Here is a 14,647-nt window from a genome sequence, read left to right as displayed (position 1 = left end):
GGGGCGCCGGTGATGTGGTCTCTCTCCGAAGCCGTTGCTCGCGCCGGTGGCCGTTTCGAAGGCGAAGATCGCCGCTTCGTCTCGGTCGGCACCGACAGCCGTGCCGATTGCAGCGGCCAGCTCTTCGTCGCCCTGCGCGGCGAGCGCTTCGACGGGCATGACCATGTCGCTGCCGCGCGCGCCGCGGGTGCCGTCGCCGCGATGGTCGACCATCCGCTTCCGGTGGACCTGCCTCAGTGGATCGTCGAGGACACCCGCTCCGGGCTCGGGGCCCTCGCCGCGGCTTGGCGCGATGTCTTCCCCGGTCGGGTCGTCGCCATCACGGGGAGCAACGGCAAGACCACGGTGAAGGAGATGGTTGCCGCCATCCTCGATCAGGTCGGCAGCGTCCGCGCGACCCGCGGCAATCTGAACAACGATATCGGGATGCCCTTGACCCTGTTGAGCGCTCGGGACGAAGACTTTCTCGTCCTGGAAATGGGCGCCAATCACCACGGCGAGATCGGCTATATGACCGACATCGCCCGTCCGGATGTCGCCCTCATCACCAATGCCGGCCGCGCTCACCTGGAGGGCTTCGGCAGCGTCGACGGCGTTGCCCGTGCCAAAGGTGAAATCGCCCGCGGTTTGTCGGGCGACGGGGTGTTCGTCTTCGCCGGCGATTCCCCGTACGCGGGTCTCTGGCGCGAGCTGGCCGCGGGCCGCCGCGCCCTGACGTTCGGACTGGATGGCCCTGCGGATCTCCGGGCCGACCTCCGGGCGGATCGCTCGGCGATCCGGGTCGAGTGGACCGAGGCGGGTTTTGCCACGCACGTCGTCGCGCATCACGAGGGCAAGGCGATCCCGATCGCCCTGCGTCTGGCCGGCGAACACAACGCCCGCAACGCCTTGGCCGCCGCGGCGATGGCGCTGGCGCTCGGGATCGAGCCGGGCGCGATCCAGGCGGGTCTTGCGACGCTGACGCCCGTGAAGGGCCGTCTCTGTCCCCGTCGGTGTGGCGAGTTAGGCGTCATCGACGACACCTACAACGCCAACCCGGACTCGATCGCCGCTGCGATCCAGGTCCTTGCGGGCCTGTCGGGCCGTCGCTGGCTGGTGTTGGGGGACCTCGCCGAGCTGGGCTCGGAGGCCGAGGCCCTGCACCGCGAGGTCGGCGAGATCGCGCGCGAGGCCGGCATCGACCGTCTTTTCAGCGTGGGCGTCCTGAGCACGGCGGCGACCTCTGCCTTCGGTCACGGCGCACGCCACTTTACCGATCAGGGGGAGCTCGTGCGTGCGCTTCGGACCGAGATGTCCGCAAACGACCGTATCCTGGTCAAAGGTTCGCGCTCCGCTCGGATGGAGCAGGTTGTCGAGGCGCTGTGCGCCGGAGGAGAGAGTTAGGTGTTGCTTTACCTTGTCGAATGGCTGTCGCAGTATCAGACCGGATTCAATGTCTTCCGGTATCTGACCCTGCGCGCCATCATGGGCGTGCTCACGGCGCTCGCCATCGCTCTGCTCGTCGGTCGGCCGATGATCACCCGTCTGCGCGCCTACAAGGTCGGTCAGATGGTGCGCGACGATGGCCCGCAGAGTCATCTTTCCAAGGCCGGTACTCCGACCATGGGCGGTGCGCTCATCCTCGTGGCCGTCGCGATCAGCACGCTGTTGTGGGCCGATCTGGACAACCGCTATGTCTGGATCGTGCTCTTGACCACGCTTGCGTTCGGCCTTGTCGGTTTGGTGGACGACTACAAGAAGTTGGTGCTGCGCAACCCGCGCGGTTTGGCGGCGCGCTGGAAGTATCTCTGGCAGACCGTCGCGGGTTTTTCCGCGGCAATCGCACTCTATGTGACGGCCGGCTCGCCGGCGGAGACCGAGCTGCTGATTCCGTATCTGAAGAACGTCTCGATCCAACTCGGACCCTGGTTCATTCTGCTGACCTATTTCGTGATCGTCGGGGCCAGCAACGCGGTGAACCTGACCGATGGTCTGGACGGTCTCGCCGTCATGCCGACGGTCTTGGTCGCCGGCGCACTCGCGGTCTTCGTCTATGCCGCGAGCCATGGACCGATCTCCGGATACCTGCTGATCCCGCACATCCCGGAGGTCGGCGAGCTGGTCGTCTTCTGCGGTGCCCTGGTCGGCGCGGGGCTGGGTTTTCTCTGGTTCAACGCCTATCCGGCGCAGGTCTTCATGGGCGACGTCGGCGCCTTGGCTCTGGGCGCCGCGCTCGGGGTGGTTGCAGTGGCGGCACGCCAGGAGCTGGTCCTCTTCATCATGGGCGGCGTCTTCGTGGTGGAGACCATCTCGGTGATGATGCAGGTGATGTCCTTCAAGCTCACGGGCAAACGCATCTTCCGCATGGCGCCGATCCATCATCATTTCGAGCTCAAGGGCTGGCCCGAGCCGCGCGTCATCGTCCGCTTCTGGATCGTGACCGTGGTTCTGGTGCTGGTCGGATTGGCGAGCTTGAAGATCCGGTAGGCGCAGCGAAGGTTTTGGGTTCGTGTAGGGTTTGATTCGACGGGGGGGGAATGAAAGCGATCGAGACGGACAATCGCGGCACGGGTCCGCGGATGTCTTGCGAGCAGGTGCGATGAGTCCGCTGTCCGATACCGCGAAGACCCTGGTGGTCGGGCTCGGCAAGACAGGACTCTCGTGTGCCCGCTATTTGCGCTCGCAAGGCATCGCGACGGCCGTGACCGATTCGCGCGAGAATCCCCCCGGCCTGCAGCAATTGCGTGACGAGATGCCGGAGGTCGCGGTCTTCGTCGGCGGCTTCGCGCCCGAAGCCTTTTCAGCCGCGGCGCGTCTGGTCGTCAGTCCGGGTGTTCCCGTTTCCGACCCCTTGATTCGGGATGCGTCGGCACGCGGTGTCGAGGTCGTCGGCGACGTCGAGCTCTTCGCCCGTGCCGCGCAGGCCCCGATCTGCGCCATCACCGGCTCGAACGGCAAGAGCACGGTCACGACCCTGGTCGGGCAGATGGCGGCCGCCGCCGGGCAGCGCGTCTGCGTCGGCGGTAATTTGGGCGAGCCCGCCTTGGATCTGCTCGATGCCTCGACCCAGCGCTATGTGCTGGAGCTTTCGAGCTTCCAGTTGGAGACGACCTTCAGTCTGCACGCCGATGTGGCGGTTGTACTCAATGTCTCGGCCGACCACATGGACCGCTACCCCGATCTGGACGCCTATGCGCAGACCAAGGGACGCATCTACCGGGGCGCGCGCGTCGCCGTCGTGAATCGCGATGATCCGATCGTCGTGGCCATGCCGCGGGATGCAGCACTCAAGATCGGATTTACACTCGGCGAGCCAACGGACAGCGACTTCGGGCTGCGCATCCACGACGGTGCGCGTTGGCTCTGCCGAGGGACGCAGCCCCTGATGCCGGCCTCCGAGGTCCGCATTGCGGGTCTGCACAACCTGGCGAATGCCCTTGCGGCCTTGGCGCTGGCCAGCGGATGCGGCCTGCCGATGGAGCAGTCCTGTGCGGTTTTGCGTCGCTTCTCGGGCCTTCCGCACCGTAGCGAGCTGGTCGCCGAGCGCGACGGCGTGCTCTGGTACGACGATTCCAAAGGGACGAATCCGGGGGCAACAGTGGCGGCGCTCGAAGGGTTGATTCCTCCGGGGAGCACCGGCCGTGCCGTCCTGATTGCCGGCGGCGAGGGCAAGGGTGCCGATTTCTCACCTCTGCGCTCGGCGGTCAAGCGTACGACGCGCGCAGTCGTCCTGATCGGACGGGATGCCGGGCTGATTGCGCAGGCGCTGGACGGCGAGGTCCCGCTGTTGGAGGCCGCGAATATGCAGGATGCGGTCGCTCGGGCGGCGGAGATCGCCCGACCCGGCGATACGGTTCTCCTCTCGCCGGCCTGTGCCAGTTTCGATATGTTCGAAAGCTACGAGCATCGCGGGCGGGTCTTCGCCGAGGCAGTGCGGGGGCTCGGAACATGAGCGTCGCCGCCCGCCAGCTGCGTGGAAATCCAGCGCGCAGAACACAGCGCAGGCGTGAGCGCTCGGTCGCCGGCGTGGACTACCCCTTGCTCGTTTGCGCACTTGGGTTGGTGGCGTTCGGCTTTGTGATGGTGGCCTCGGCATCGATGTCGATCGCGTCCAACTGCTGCGGCGATCCTTTCTATTACGTGACGCGCCACGGCTTTGCGCTGGGCCTTGCCTTGACCGCGGCTGTCCTGGCCTACAGCGTGCCGGTTGATTGGTGGGAGCGCGGCGGGGTTTGGCTTTTCCTCCTCGGTCTCCTGTCGCTCGTCGTGGTTCTGGTGCCGGGCGTGGGCCGCGAGGTCAACGGCGCGACGCGATGGATCCCGCTCGGTCCGCTGAATCTTCAGCCCTCCGAGCTGGTGAAGCTGTTCGCCGTCATCTATGTCTCCGGATACCTGGTACGCCATGCCGACGACGTGGTCAACCGGATCTCGGGATTCATCCGGCCCATGATTTTGATCGGCATCGCCGGTGCATTGATCCTCCAGCAGCCGGACTTCGGGACCACGGCGGTCATGCTCGCGACCGTCATGGGCATGCTGTTTTTGGGCGGTGTCAGCCTCATGCCCTTCGTGGTCTTGTTCTTGGTCGTCGCCGCCGGGCTCTTGGTGCTGATCATCATCTCGCCCTATCGATTACAGCGCGTGACCTCGTTTCTTGATCCCTTTCAGGACCCTTTCAATACGGGCTATCAGTTGAGCCAGGCCTTGATCGCTTTCGGACGGGGTGAATGGCTCGGTGTGGGCCTGGGCAACGGGATCCAGAAGCAGTTCTTTCTTCCGGAGGCCCATACCGACTTTATTGCATCGGTCATCGGCGAGGAGCTCGGTCTGGTCGGGATGCTGGTGCTGATCGCGGCATTCGCGTTCCTGACGTGGCGGGCCTTCTCGATCGGGGCGCGTGCGGAGGCCGCCGGCGAACGGTTTTCCGCCTATGTCGCCCAGGGTGTCGGCCTCGGTCTCGGTCTGCAGGCGTTCGTGAATATCGGCGTGAACGTCGGAATGTTGCCGACCAAGGGCTTGACGCTGCCCTTCCTGAGCTACGGGAGCAACAGCCTGATCGCCGCTTGTATGTCGATCGCGATCCTGCTGCGGATCGACGCGACGGTGCGTCGCATCGAGGCCGAGAAGGGACCCGCACGGGGGCTGCCATGGGTACGCGCGTAGCCGTCATGGCCGGGGGCACCGGCGGGCATGTCTTTCCCGCGCTTGCGGTCGCCGAGCGTCTGCGCGAGCAAGGTGTGGGCGTCTTCTGGATCGGGACGCGTCGCGGGATGGAGTCGCGTCTGGTGCCCGAGCACGGCTTGGAGATGGAGTGGATCCGCATCGAGGGCCTGCGCGGCAAGGGGGTCGCTCAGATCCTCGGTGCCCCCTTCAAGATCGCGGTTGCACTCTGGCAGGCTGCACGGATCCTGCGTCGGCGTCGCCCGACAGTGGTGCTGGGGATGGGTGGATTCGCCTCCGGGCCCGGCGGCTTGGCCGCGCGTGTGTTGGGGTTTCCGTTGGTGATCCATGAGCAGAACTTCGTGCCGGGAATGACCAATCAGTGGTTGGCGCGGATCGCCACGCGGGTGTTCGAGGCATTTCCAGGGAGCTTTCCGGGTGCGCGTGGTGCGCAGGCTTGCGGAAATCCCGTGCGTCGCGCGATCGTGGATCTGCCGGCACCGCGCGAGCGTCTGGCGCGGCGGCACGCCGAGGGGTCGGCCGAGCCGGCTCGGTTGCTGATTCTGGGCGGCTCGCTCGGGGCTCAGGTCCTCAACGAAATGGTCCCCGCCGCGCTGGCGGCGCTGCCGGCGGAGCTGCGTCCGCGCGTTCGCCATCAGGCCGGCGAGCGCACGCTCGAGACCGCGCAGGCGGCCTATCGGACGGTCGGTGTCGAGGCGGAGGTTGCGCCCTTTATCAACGACATGGCCGAAGCCTATGGTTGGGCCGACCTGGTCGTCTGCCGGGCCGGCGCGCTGACGGTCTCGGAGCTGGCCGCGGCCGGCGTCGCCTCGGTGTTGGTGCCGTATCCATTCGCGGTCGACGACCATCAGGTCGGCAACGCCCGCTATCTCGCCGATGTCGGCGCGGCCCGACTCGTGATTCAACGCGATCTGACCGTTGCCGGTTTGACCGCGCTGCTGACTGAATTGCTGGGCGATCGCGAGACCCTGTCGACGATGGCCGATGCGGCCCGCGAGCGCGCGCAGCCGGATGCCGCTGGACGGATCGCGGCTGCTTGCTTGGAGGTTGCCGGTCGATGAGCGCACATCTTCAACATACCGCCGCCCGGATGGGTCGGGTGCGCCGACTCCACTTCGTGGGGATCGGTGGCTCCGGGATGAGCGGCATCGCCGAGCTGATGGCCAATCTGGGCTACGAGGTCGCGGGGTCGGATCTGCGCGAGAGCGATGCGACGCGTCGCCTCAAAGGGTTGGGTGTCGAGATCTTCATCGGTCACCGGGCCGAGCAGGTCGCGGATGCAGACGCCGTCGTCGTGTCGAGCGCGATCGACGAGGCCAATCCCGAGATCCAGAGCGCGCGTGCCGGACGTATCCCGATCGTGCGTCGTGCCGAAATGCTCGCCGAGCTGATGCGCTTCTATTACGGCGTCGCGGTGGCCGGCACGCACGGCAAAACGACAACCACCAGTCTGGTGGCCAGCATCCTGGCCGAGGGCGGACTCGATCCGACCTTCGTGATCGGCGGTCGGCTCAACAGTGCGGGCGCCAATGCCAAGCTGGGGACCACCAAGTATCTGGTCGCCGAGGCCGACGAGAGCGATGCCTCCTTCCTCTATCTGCAGCCCATGATCTCGATCGTCACCAACATCGATGCCGATCACATGCATACCTACGGCAACGACTTCAATCGGTTGCGTGCCACCTTCATGGAGTTTCTGCACCATCTGCCTTTCTACGGCCTCGCGGTGCTCTGTATCGACGACGACGAGATTCGCGCCCTGGTCGACTCGATGCCGCGTCCGGCGCGCACCTACGGCACGCGCCCGGAGGCCGATGTGCGCGCGGTCGAGATCCGACAGGACGGCATGCGCACCCGTTTTCGCGTCGAGGCGCGTGATCTCGATTCCCCGTTGGAGATCGATCTCAACCTGCCCGGCCGGCACAACGTGCTGAACGCGCTGGCTGCAATCACCGTCGCGCTTGAGCTGGGTGTCGAGGACGATGCGATCGTGCGGGCCCTGTCCCGTTTCGAAGGGGTCGGGCGTCGCTTCATGATCAGCGCGCTGACCGACATGCGCGATCGCCGATGGCTCTTGGTCGACGACTACGGGCACCACCCGCGCGAGATCGCAGCCACCTTGGCGGCCGCGCGCGCCGGATGGCCCGGACGCCGGCTGGTCTTGGTGTTCCAGCCCCATCGGTTTACGCGGACCCAGGAGCAGTTCGAGGACTTCGTGGCGGTGCTGTCCAGCCCGGATGCACTCGTCTTGTGCGAGGTCTACCCGGCCGGCGAGGCACCGATCCCGGGTGCCGACGGGCGTGCATTGAGCCGTGCGATCCGCACGCGCGGCGAGCTGGATCCGGTGTTCGCGCAGACGATCGACGAGGTGCCGGGTCTTTTGGACAACCTGGTGCTCGACGGCGACATGGTGCTGATGATGGGAGCCGGCGACATCGGTGGCTTAGCGGCGCGTCTGCCGAGCCAGATGGGGCGGTCGGGGGCATGATGGGCGAGCTGCGCGAGCGCGAGCCACTCTCCCGCCACACCAGCTGGCGGGTCGGCGGTCCCGCGCGTCGCTTCTATCGGCCGACGGATGCGGCGGATCTGGCTGCCTTCCTGGCGCGCCTCGACCCGCAGGAGCCACTCTTATGGCTCGGGCTCGGGAGCAATCTGCTGGTGGACGACGCCGGTTTTCCCGGCACCGTGATCCAGACCCGGGACTGTCTGACACGGTTGGAACGACGGGGTGCGACCGGTATCCATGCCGAGTCCGGTGTCTCCTGTGCCAAGGTGGCCCGATTCGCGTCGCGGCACGATCTGGTCGGGTGCGAGTTCCTTGCCGGCATCCCGGGCACCATGGGGGGGGCGCTGGCGATGAATGCGGGCGCCTGGGGCGGCGAGACCTGGGAGCATGTCGTCTCGGTGCGGACCATCGATCGGTTCGGTCGGATTCGCGAGCGGGGGCCGGGCGATTTCTCGATCGGCTACCGCGAGGTGATCGGGCCGCCCGGCGAGTGGTTCCTGGACGTCGCGCTCGAGCTTGCCCCCGGCGACGGCAAAGCGGGGATGGCCCGGATTCGCGAGCTGCTCGACCGGCGTGCGCAGACACAGCCCGTGGGGCTCCCGAGCTGCGGATCGGTGTTCCGCAATCCGCCCGGCGATCATGCCGCGCGTCTAATCGAGGCGGAGGGACTCAAGGGATATCGGATCGGCGGTGCGCAGGTGTCCGAGAAGCACGCGAATTTCATCATCAACACGGGCGAGGCCAGTGCCGCGGACATCCGCGAGCTGATCGACCTGGTGCAGCGCCGGGTCGAGGACGCTACCGGTGTCCGGTTGGTGCCCGAGGTCAAACGAATCGCCGGAGAGCATCCATGACACCAGAGAAAATCCAGGCGCGTGCTCGGTTCGGCAAGGTCGCGGTGCTCCTCGGCGGGCGCGCGGCGGAGCGCGAGATCTCGCTGAAGAGCGGCAGCGCCGTGCTGGCGGCCCTGTTGCGTCAGGGCGTCGACGCCCATGCACTGGATCCGGACGAGCAGGTTCTCGAACATCTGCGCACCGGCGGTTTCGATCGCGCCTTCATCATCCTGCACGGACGCGGCGGCGAAGACGGTCAGATTCAAGGCGCCTTGGAGACCATCGGGATGCCCTACACGGGTTCCGGGGTTCTGGGTTCGGCGCTCGGCATGGACAAGTATCGCTGCAAGCTGGCCTGGACGGGGTGCGGTTTGCCGACGGCCGCATCGGTGCTGCTGCGCACGGACGCCGATCTGGCGGCTGCCGAGGCTCTCGGCTTCCCGCTCATGATCAAGCCCGTTCACGAGGGTTCGAGTATCGGGATGGCGCGCGTCGAGGATCCGGCCGCACTCGCCGATGCCTGGCGCACGGCACGCGGTTACGACGCACTGGTGCTCGCCGAGCGCTGGATCCAGGGCGCGGAATACACCTGTGCCGTGCTCGGACAGGCGGCGCTCCCCATGATCCGGCTCGAAACGCCGCACGCCTTTTACGACTTCGAGGCCAAGTATCGGGCCGACAGTACGCGCTATCACTGTCCCTGCGGTCTGCCCGAAGCAGAGGAGTCACGCCTGCAGCGACTCGCGCTCGACGCCTTCGAGGCGACCGGTGCGAGCGGTTGGGGCCGTGTCGACCTGATGGTCGACGGGAGCGGAGAGCCGTTCCTGCTCGAGATCAACACGGTGCCGGGCATGACCGACCACAGCCTGGTCCCGATGGCTGCGCGGGTAGCGGGGCTGGACTTCGACACCCTGGTTTGGCGGATCCTGGAAACGAGTCTCGACCGTGGTTGACCCGGCACGGACAACCCCTCCGATCGTAGAGGTGCGTGCGCGCCGCTCCGGGCGTTGGCTGGCGCTTGTCGGGTTGCTCTTGATTTCGGTCATGGCCGGCGGCGTTTGGCTGCTCGTTCATTGGGAGCCGCACCTGTTGCCCGTGCGCGTCATCGCCGTGGAGGGCGAGCTGCATCATCACTCCTCGCGGTTGCTTCAGCAGACCATCAGCGAGCGGCTGCGCGGCGGCATCTTGACGGCGGATTTGCACGATCTAAAGCAGGCTGCAGAGGACCTGGCCTGGGTTGGTCGCGCCACCGTGCGGCGCGTCTGGCCGGATCGGCTGCAGGTCGAGGTCGAGGAGCACCGCCCGATCGCACGCTGGAATCGCGACGGTCTGGTGACCGCGGAGGGCATCGTTTTTCGGCCCGGTACGGGCACGGTCCCGGCGGGTCTGCCGCTGCTCGAAGGCGAGGATCGGCGTGCGCCCGAGGTGGTCAAGCGCTATGCGCAGTGGCGCGACGATCTGATGCTGATCGGCCATCTTATCCAGACGCTCTCGGTCGACCCGCGCGGGGCGTGGCGGGTCGAGCTGGTCATGGGGGTCGAGTTGTATCTCGGCACGGAAGGCGTCGATCAACGGCTTGCGCGCTATATCGCCAGCGCGACGCAATTGGAGGCGGCCGGCCAGCCGCTGGTGGTGGACCTGCGCTACAGCAACGGTTTCGCCGTGAAATGGGCAGCGAACGCCGAGCCGCAGGCTCGTGCGACAACGGATCGCCCGACGCGATCCGGCAAACGAGGATAAGACCGGATGTCGAGACGTAACGACAAGAATCTATTGGTGGGCTTGGATATCGGGACCTCGAAGGTGGCCGCCTTGGTCGGCGAGCTCAAGGACGACAACCAGATCGAGATCATCGGCATCGGCACACACCCCTCGCGGGGTCTGAAAAAGGGCGTAGTCGTCGACATCGAGTCGACCGTCCAGTCGATTCAGCGTGCGGTCGAGGAGGCCGAGCTGATGGCCGGCTGCGAGATCCACTCGGTCCACGCCGGGATCGCCGGCAGCCATGTGCGCAGCCTCAACTCGCACGGCATCACCGCGATCAAGGAGGTCGAGGTCACCCAGGCCGATGTCGATCGGGTCATCGATGCCGCGCGCGCCGTCGCGATCCCGGCCGATCAGAAGATCCTGCATATCCTGCCGCAGGAATTCATCATCGACGATCAGGAGGGCATCCGCGAGCCGATCGGGATGTGCGGCGTGCGGCTCGAAGCCCGCGTGCACATGGTCACGGGTGCGGTGAGTGCCGCCCAAAACATCATCAAGTGTATTCGCCGCTGCGGGCTCGAGGTCGACGATCTGGTGCTCGCGCAGCTCAGCTCGAGCTATTCGGTGCTCGGCGACGACGAGAAGGAGCTCGGCGTCTGTGTCGTCGACATCGGCGGCGGGACGACGGATCTTGCCGTCTTCACCGACGGGGCGATTCGCCACACCGCGGTGATCCCGATCGCCGGCGATCAGGTGACCAACGACATCGCCGTGGCGCTGCGCACGCCGACCCAGCATGCCGAGCTGATCAAGGTCAAGCATGCCTGCGCCTTGGCGCAGCTGGCGGCCAACAGCGAGTCCATCGAGGTGCCGAGCATCGGCGATCGCCCGCCGCGCAGGCTCTCGCGCCAGACCTTGGCCGAGGTGGTCGAGCCCCGCTACGAGGAGCTTCTGACCCTGCTGCACAACGAGCTGCGCCGCAGCGGCTTCGAGGATCTGGTGGCGGGCGGCGTGGTACTGACCGGCGGCAGCTCGAAGATGGACGGTCTGATCGAGCTGGCCGAGGAGGTCTTCCACATGCCGGTGCGGCTCGGAGTCCCGCAGTACGTGATCGGGATGGACGAGGTGGTGAACAATCCAATCTATTCGACCGGCGTGGGGTTGCTGATGTACGCGCGTCAGCACCGCTTCTCGCGGCGTCCGGAGATCGGAGATTCCGCCGGGCTGCGTGGGGCTTGGTCACGGATGCGCAGTTGGTTCCAGGGCAATTTTTAGTGCAACCGCGTTTGGCGTTGATCCTGCTGAAAGCGGATTGATGATGGGGTGTTTCGTCAAGCCCCGTCGGTCGGGGGGCCGCGGCCTGCGGTCTCGGGCCGCGACGCATCCCGCGTCGCGGCGGTGTCGGGGGGGCGTGCGCGCCGAGGCGCGCACGTACGAGGTTTCATAGGTCGTGCAACGAACGAATTCGAGAGGAGACAACAGCATGTTTGAGCTCATGGATACCCACAGTCAGAACGCCGTCATCAAGGTCGTGGGCGTCGGGGGCGGGGGCGGGAATGCGGTCAATCACATGGTCGCCGCGACCATCGAAGGGGTCGACTTCATCTGCGCCAATACCGACGCTCAGGCGCTGAAGAGTTCGCAGGTGAAGACCATCCTTCAGCTCGGTGCCGGCATCACCAAAGGTTTGGGTGCCGGTGCCGATCCTGAGGTCGGTCGCAACTCCGCGATGGAGGACCGCGATCGCATCCAAGAGGCCCTGGAGGGTGCGGACATGGTCTTCATCACCGCCGGCATGGGTGGCGGGACCGGTACAGGTGCCGCGCCGATCGTGGCGCAGATCGCGAAGGAGCTGGGTATCCTGACGGTCGCCGTCGTGACCAAGCCGTTCCCGTTCGAGGGGACCAAGCGTCGCCGCATCGCCGAGGAAGGGATTGCGGAGTTGGCCAAACACGTCGACTCCTTGATTACCATTCCCAACGAAAAACTTCTGGCCGTTCTGGGCAAGGAAATGAGTCTGCTCGGTGCCTTCAGCGCCGCCAACGACGTGCTGTTGCATGCGACCCAAGGCATCGCCGAGCTGATCACCCGTCCGGGATTGATCAACGTCGACTTTGCTGATGTGAAGACGGTCATGTCCGAGATGGGCGTGGCCATGATGGGAACGGGTGCTGCGCGCGGCGAGCATCGTGCCCGCGAGGCCGCAGAGGCCGCCATCCGCAGCCCGCTGCTGGAGGATATCGACCTTGCAGGAGCGAAGGGCATCCTGGTCAACATCACCGCCGGACTGAGCCTGACCATCGGCGAGTTCGACGAGGTCGGCAACACGGTGCGTGATTTCGCCGACGACGATGCCACGGTCGTGGTGGGCACCGTGATCGATCCGACGCTGGACGACGAGTTGCGGGTCACCGTCGTGGCGACCGGGCTGGGCGAGCGTCGCGTCATGCTCAAACGCCAGGTGGCACAAGAAACGGCCGCGATGCATCTGGTCAGCAGCGTGGGCGGCAACGAGAGCGCGCCGAACTACAACGACCTGGGTCGGCCCGCCATCTATCGCCGGGGCGGCGGCGCCGGCGCCGCTGTGGCCGAAGCCGTGGTCGAGAATGACCTCGATTATCTGGATATCCCGGCATTTCTGCGGCGCCAGGCCGATTGATCAGGGGTTTCCCTGTATCGAATAGTTCTTTTAAAACAGGCATCTTCAAAATGGTTCGTTGTTGATCTTGATAAACGTCGGGGAAAACCCTAAGCTTGTCGGCAGGTGGCTCGCATGCGAGCCGCAAAACAACATGACGAATGGAAAGCGATCGTGGCTCGGGCGTGGACTCGCCGGGTCACGACCGGTCGTCGATCAGCCGGCAACGGATGCCGACAGCCGCCATGGCTTGCGATGGGAGACCTCGACCGATGCTCAAGCAGCGTACCTTGAAGAATGTGATCCGGGCGACCGGCGTCGGCCTGCACACCGGCGAGAAGATCCCGTTGACCTTGCGGCCGGCGGCGCCCGATACGGGGATTGTTTTCCGTCGGGTGGATTTGGACGTGCCCGTCGAGATCAAGGCGACACCCTTCAATGTCGGCGATACTCGGCTGTCGACGACATTGGTGAAGGGGGATGTTCGCGTCTCGACGGTCGAGCACATCCTCTCGGCCTTTGCCGGGCTCGGGATCGACAACGCCTATGTGGATGTCGGCGCCGCCGAGGTGCCGATCATGGACGGCAGCGCCGGGCCATTCGTCTTCCTCGTCCAGTCGGCCGGCGTCGAGGAGCAGAACCGCGCCAAGCGTTTTATCCGGATCAAGCGGCCGGTCGAGGTTCGGGACGGCGACAAATACGCGCGCTTCACGCCGTACAACGGGTTCAAGGTGGAGTTCTCGATCGACTTCGATCATCCCGCGTTCCATGCGCGATCCAACCGTGCGATCGTCGACTTTTCGACCTCCTCCTTCGTGAAGGAGATAAGCCGGGCACGTACCTTCGGTTTCCTGCGGGAAATCGAGGCATTACGTGCACAGAATCTCGCGCTCGGCGGCAGTCTCGACAATGCCGTGGTGGTCGACGAGTATCGTGTCCTCAACGACGAGGGTCTACGTTACGAAGACGAGTTCGTGAAGCACAAGATCCTGGATGCGATCGGCGACCTCTATCTCTTGGGGCACACCCTGATCGGATCCTTCCAGGCGCACAAGTCCGGGCATGCACTCAACAACACCCTGCTGAGGGCTTTGGTGGCCGACGTCAGTGCTTGGGAAGAGGTGGTGTTCGAGGACTCCGCGGAGTCTCCGATCTGCTATGCACACCCGGTGGCGCTGGCCTAGTCCGATCGCGCAGCAGGCGTCTTAACGATACCGGGCGATTCCGGCGAGTCCCTGTTGTCCCCGGCCGCCGTCATGGCGGCCGGGGCATGATTGTTTGCAAAACGTCGAAAGACCTCGGCTAAGGCCGGATCCGACATCCCTTCCGCTGCGCCGAGGAGATGGGCGCGAGTCTGTTGGGTCAGTCGCCCGCCGCCGTTCGGTTGTCTCTCGACCGTCCCTCGCGGTTTTGGCCCGAGGGCATCCATTCCATCGCGTTCCGAACGGACGCGGACCTGAGCAACCACCTTGGCAACGCCTTCGCGCTCGAGGGCTCGGGTCAGATCCTCGATCATGAAGCGTGCGCGGGTGACCCAAGCCGGCGAATCGAGAAAAAGCGTCAGGATCCCATCGCTCAACACGACGTCGCGACAGTGCGCACGCAGCGGGTCGGGCAACCGGCTCAGGACCATGCCGAGCAGTGCCAATTCACGGTCGCGATGCTCAAGATGCCGGCGAATCAGGCGGTTGGATTGAAGTAGCTCGCGGACATGGGCCAATCCCGGACGAAGCATCGGAGGTTTACCTCGGTATGCGCAAGGCCTGAGCAAACGGAGTCCCGATGTTTGCCCACGGCGAAAAA

The 14,647-nt window shown here is 65.7% G+C and carries 13 protein-coding genes; 12 read left to right on the top strand and 1 reads right to left on the bottom strand.

The window, feature by feature from the left end:
- Positions 1 to 12: 12 nt before the first annotated feature.
- The 12 genes from BDD21_RS04005 (at position 13) to lpxC (ending at position 14,028) form a co-directional block, all read left to right on the top strand.
- Entirely contained in the window at positions 13 to 1,383 is a 1,371-nt protein-coding gene (locus BDD21_RS04005) for a UDP-N-acetylmuramoyl-tripeptide--D-alanyl-D-alanine ligase (protein WP_120796041.1), read from the top strand.
- Positions 1,384 to 2,466, top strand: coding sequence for a phospho-N-acetylmuramoyl-pentapeptide-transferase (mraY, locus tag BDD21_RS04000; protein ID WP_120796040.1), 1,083 nt, complete (start codon positions 1,384 to 1,386; stop codon positions 2,464 to 2,466).
- A gap of 112 nt (positions 2,467 to 2,578) precedes the next feature.
- Positions 2,579 to 3,931, top strand: coding sequence for a UDP-N-acetylmuramoyl-L-alanine--D-glutamate ligase (gene murD / locus BDD21_RS03995; protein ID WP_120796039.1), 1,353 nt, complete (start codon positions 2,579 to 2,581; stop codon positions 3,929 to 3,931).
- Positions 3,928 to 5,142 carry a putative lipid II flippase FtsW gene (ftsW, locus tag BDD21_RS03990; RefSeq protein ID WP_120796038.1) on the top strand — a complete coding sequence of 405 codons (1,215 nt, stop codon included), beginning with the start codon at positions 3,928 to 3,930 and terminating at the stop codon, positions 5,140 to 5,142. The genes murD and ftsW overlap by 4 nt, the downstream gene beginning before the upstream one ends.
- The gene (murG, locus tag BDD21_RS03985) at positions 5,127 to 6,221 is read left to right on the top strand and encodes an undecaprenyldiphospho-muramoylpentapeptide beta-N-acetylglucosaminyltransferase (protein WP_120796037.1); all 1,095 of its coding nucleotides are present in this window, start codon (positions 5,127 to 5,129) and stop codon (positions 6,219 to 6,221) included. Before ftsW ends, murG begins: the two co-directional genes overlap by 16 nt.
- Positions 6,218 to 7,648, top strand: coding sequence for a UDP-N-acetylmuramate--L-alanine ligase (gene murC / locus BDD21_RS03980; protein ID WP_120796036.1), 1,431 nt, complete (start codon positions 6,218 to 6,220; stop codon positions 7,646 to 7,648). The genes murG and murC overlap by 4 nt, the downstream gene beginning before the upstream one ends.
- Positions 7,645 to 8,520, top strand: a complete 876-nt coding sequence (gene murB, locus BDD21_RS03975; RefSeq protein ID WP_120796035.1) for a UDP-N-acetylmuramate dehydrogenase — start codon at positions 7,645 to 7,647, stop codon at positions 8,518 to 8,520. Before murC ends, murB begins: the two co-directional genes overlap by 4 nt.
- On the top strand, positions 8,517 to 9,452 hold the full coding sequence (locus BDD21_RS03970; protein ID WP_120796034.1) for a D-alanine--D-alanine ligase: 936 nt from the start codon (positions 8,517 to 8,519) through the stop codon (positions 9,450 to 9,452). Before murB ends, BDD21_RS03970 begins: the two co-directional genes overlap by 4 nt.
- The gene (locus BDD21_RS03965) at positions 9,445 to 10,239 is read left to right on the top strand and encodes a cell division protein FtsQ/DivIB (protein WP_120796033.1); all 795 of its coding nucleotides are present in this window, start codon (positions 9,445 to 9,447) and stop codon (positions 10,237 to 10,239) included. Before BDD21_RS03970 ends, BDD21_RS03965 begins: the two co-directional genes overlap by 8 nt.
- 6 nt (positions 10,240 to 10,245) lie before the next feature.
- Positions 10,246 to 11,481, top strand: coding sequence for a cell division protein FtsA (gene ftsA, locus BDD21_RS03960; RefSeq protein WP_120796032.1), 1,236 nt, complete (start codon positions 10,246 to 10,248; stop codon positions 11,479 to 11,481).
- A 208-nt stretch (positions 11,482 to 11,689) separates the two neighbouring features.
- A complete protein-coding gene (gene ftsZ / locus BDD21_RS03955; protein ID WP_120796031.1) occupies positions 11,690 to 12,865 on the top strand; it encodes a cell division protein FtsZ in 1,176 nt (391 codons plus the stop codon).
- A gap of 251 nt (positions 12,866 to 13,116) precedes the next feature.
- The gene (gene lpxC, locus BDD21_RS03950; protein ID WP_120796030.1) at positions 13,117 to 14,028 is read left to right on the top strand and encodes a UDP-3-O-acyl-N-acetylglucosamine deacetylase; all 912 of its coding nucleotides are present in this window, start codon (positions 13,117 to 13,119) and stop codon (positions 14,026 to 14,028) included.
- Here lpxC and BDD21_RS03945 read toward each other — a convergent pair.
- Positions 14,025 to 14,579, bottom strand: a complete 555-nt coding sequence (locus tag BDD21_RS03945; protein WP_120796029.1) for a DciA family protein — start codon at positions 14,577 to 14,579, stop codon at positions 14,025 to 14,027. The two genes, lpxC and BDD21_RS03945, sit on opposite strands and share 4 nt — an antisense overlap.
- Positions 14,580 to 14,647 lie beyond the last annotated feature (68 nt).

This window comes from Thiocapsa rosea (genome assembly GCF_003634315.1).
Classification (GTDB): domain Bacteria; phylum Pseudomonadota; class Gammaproteobacteria; order Chromatiales; family Chromatiaceae; genus Thiocapsa; species Thiocapsa rosea.
Note: the sequence above shows the minus strand (reverse complement) of the source record. Positions and strands in the feature narration are given on the sequence as shown.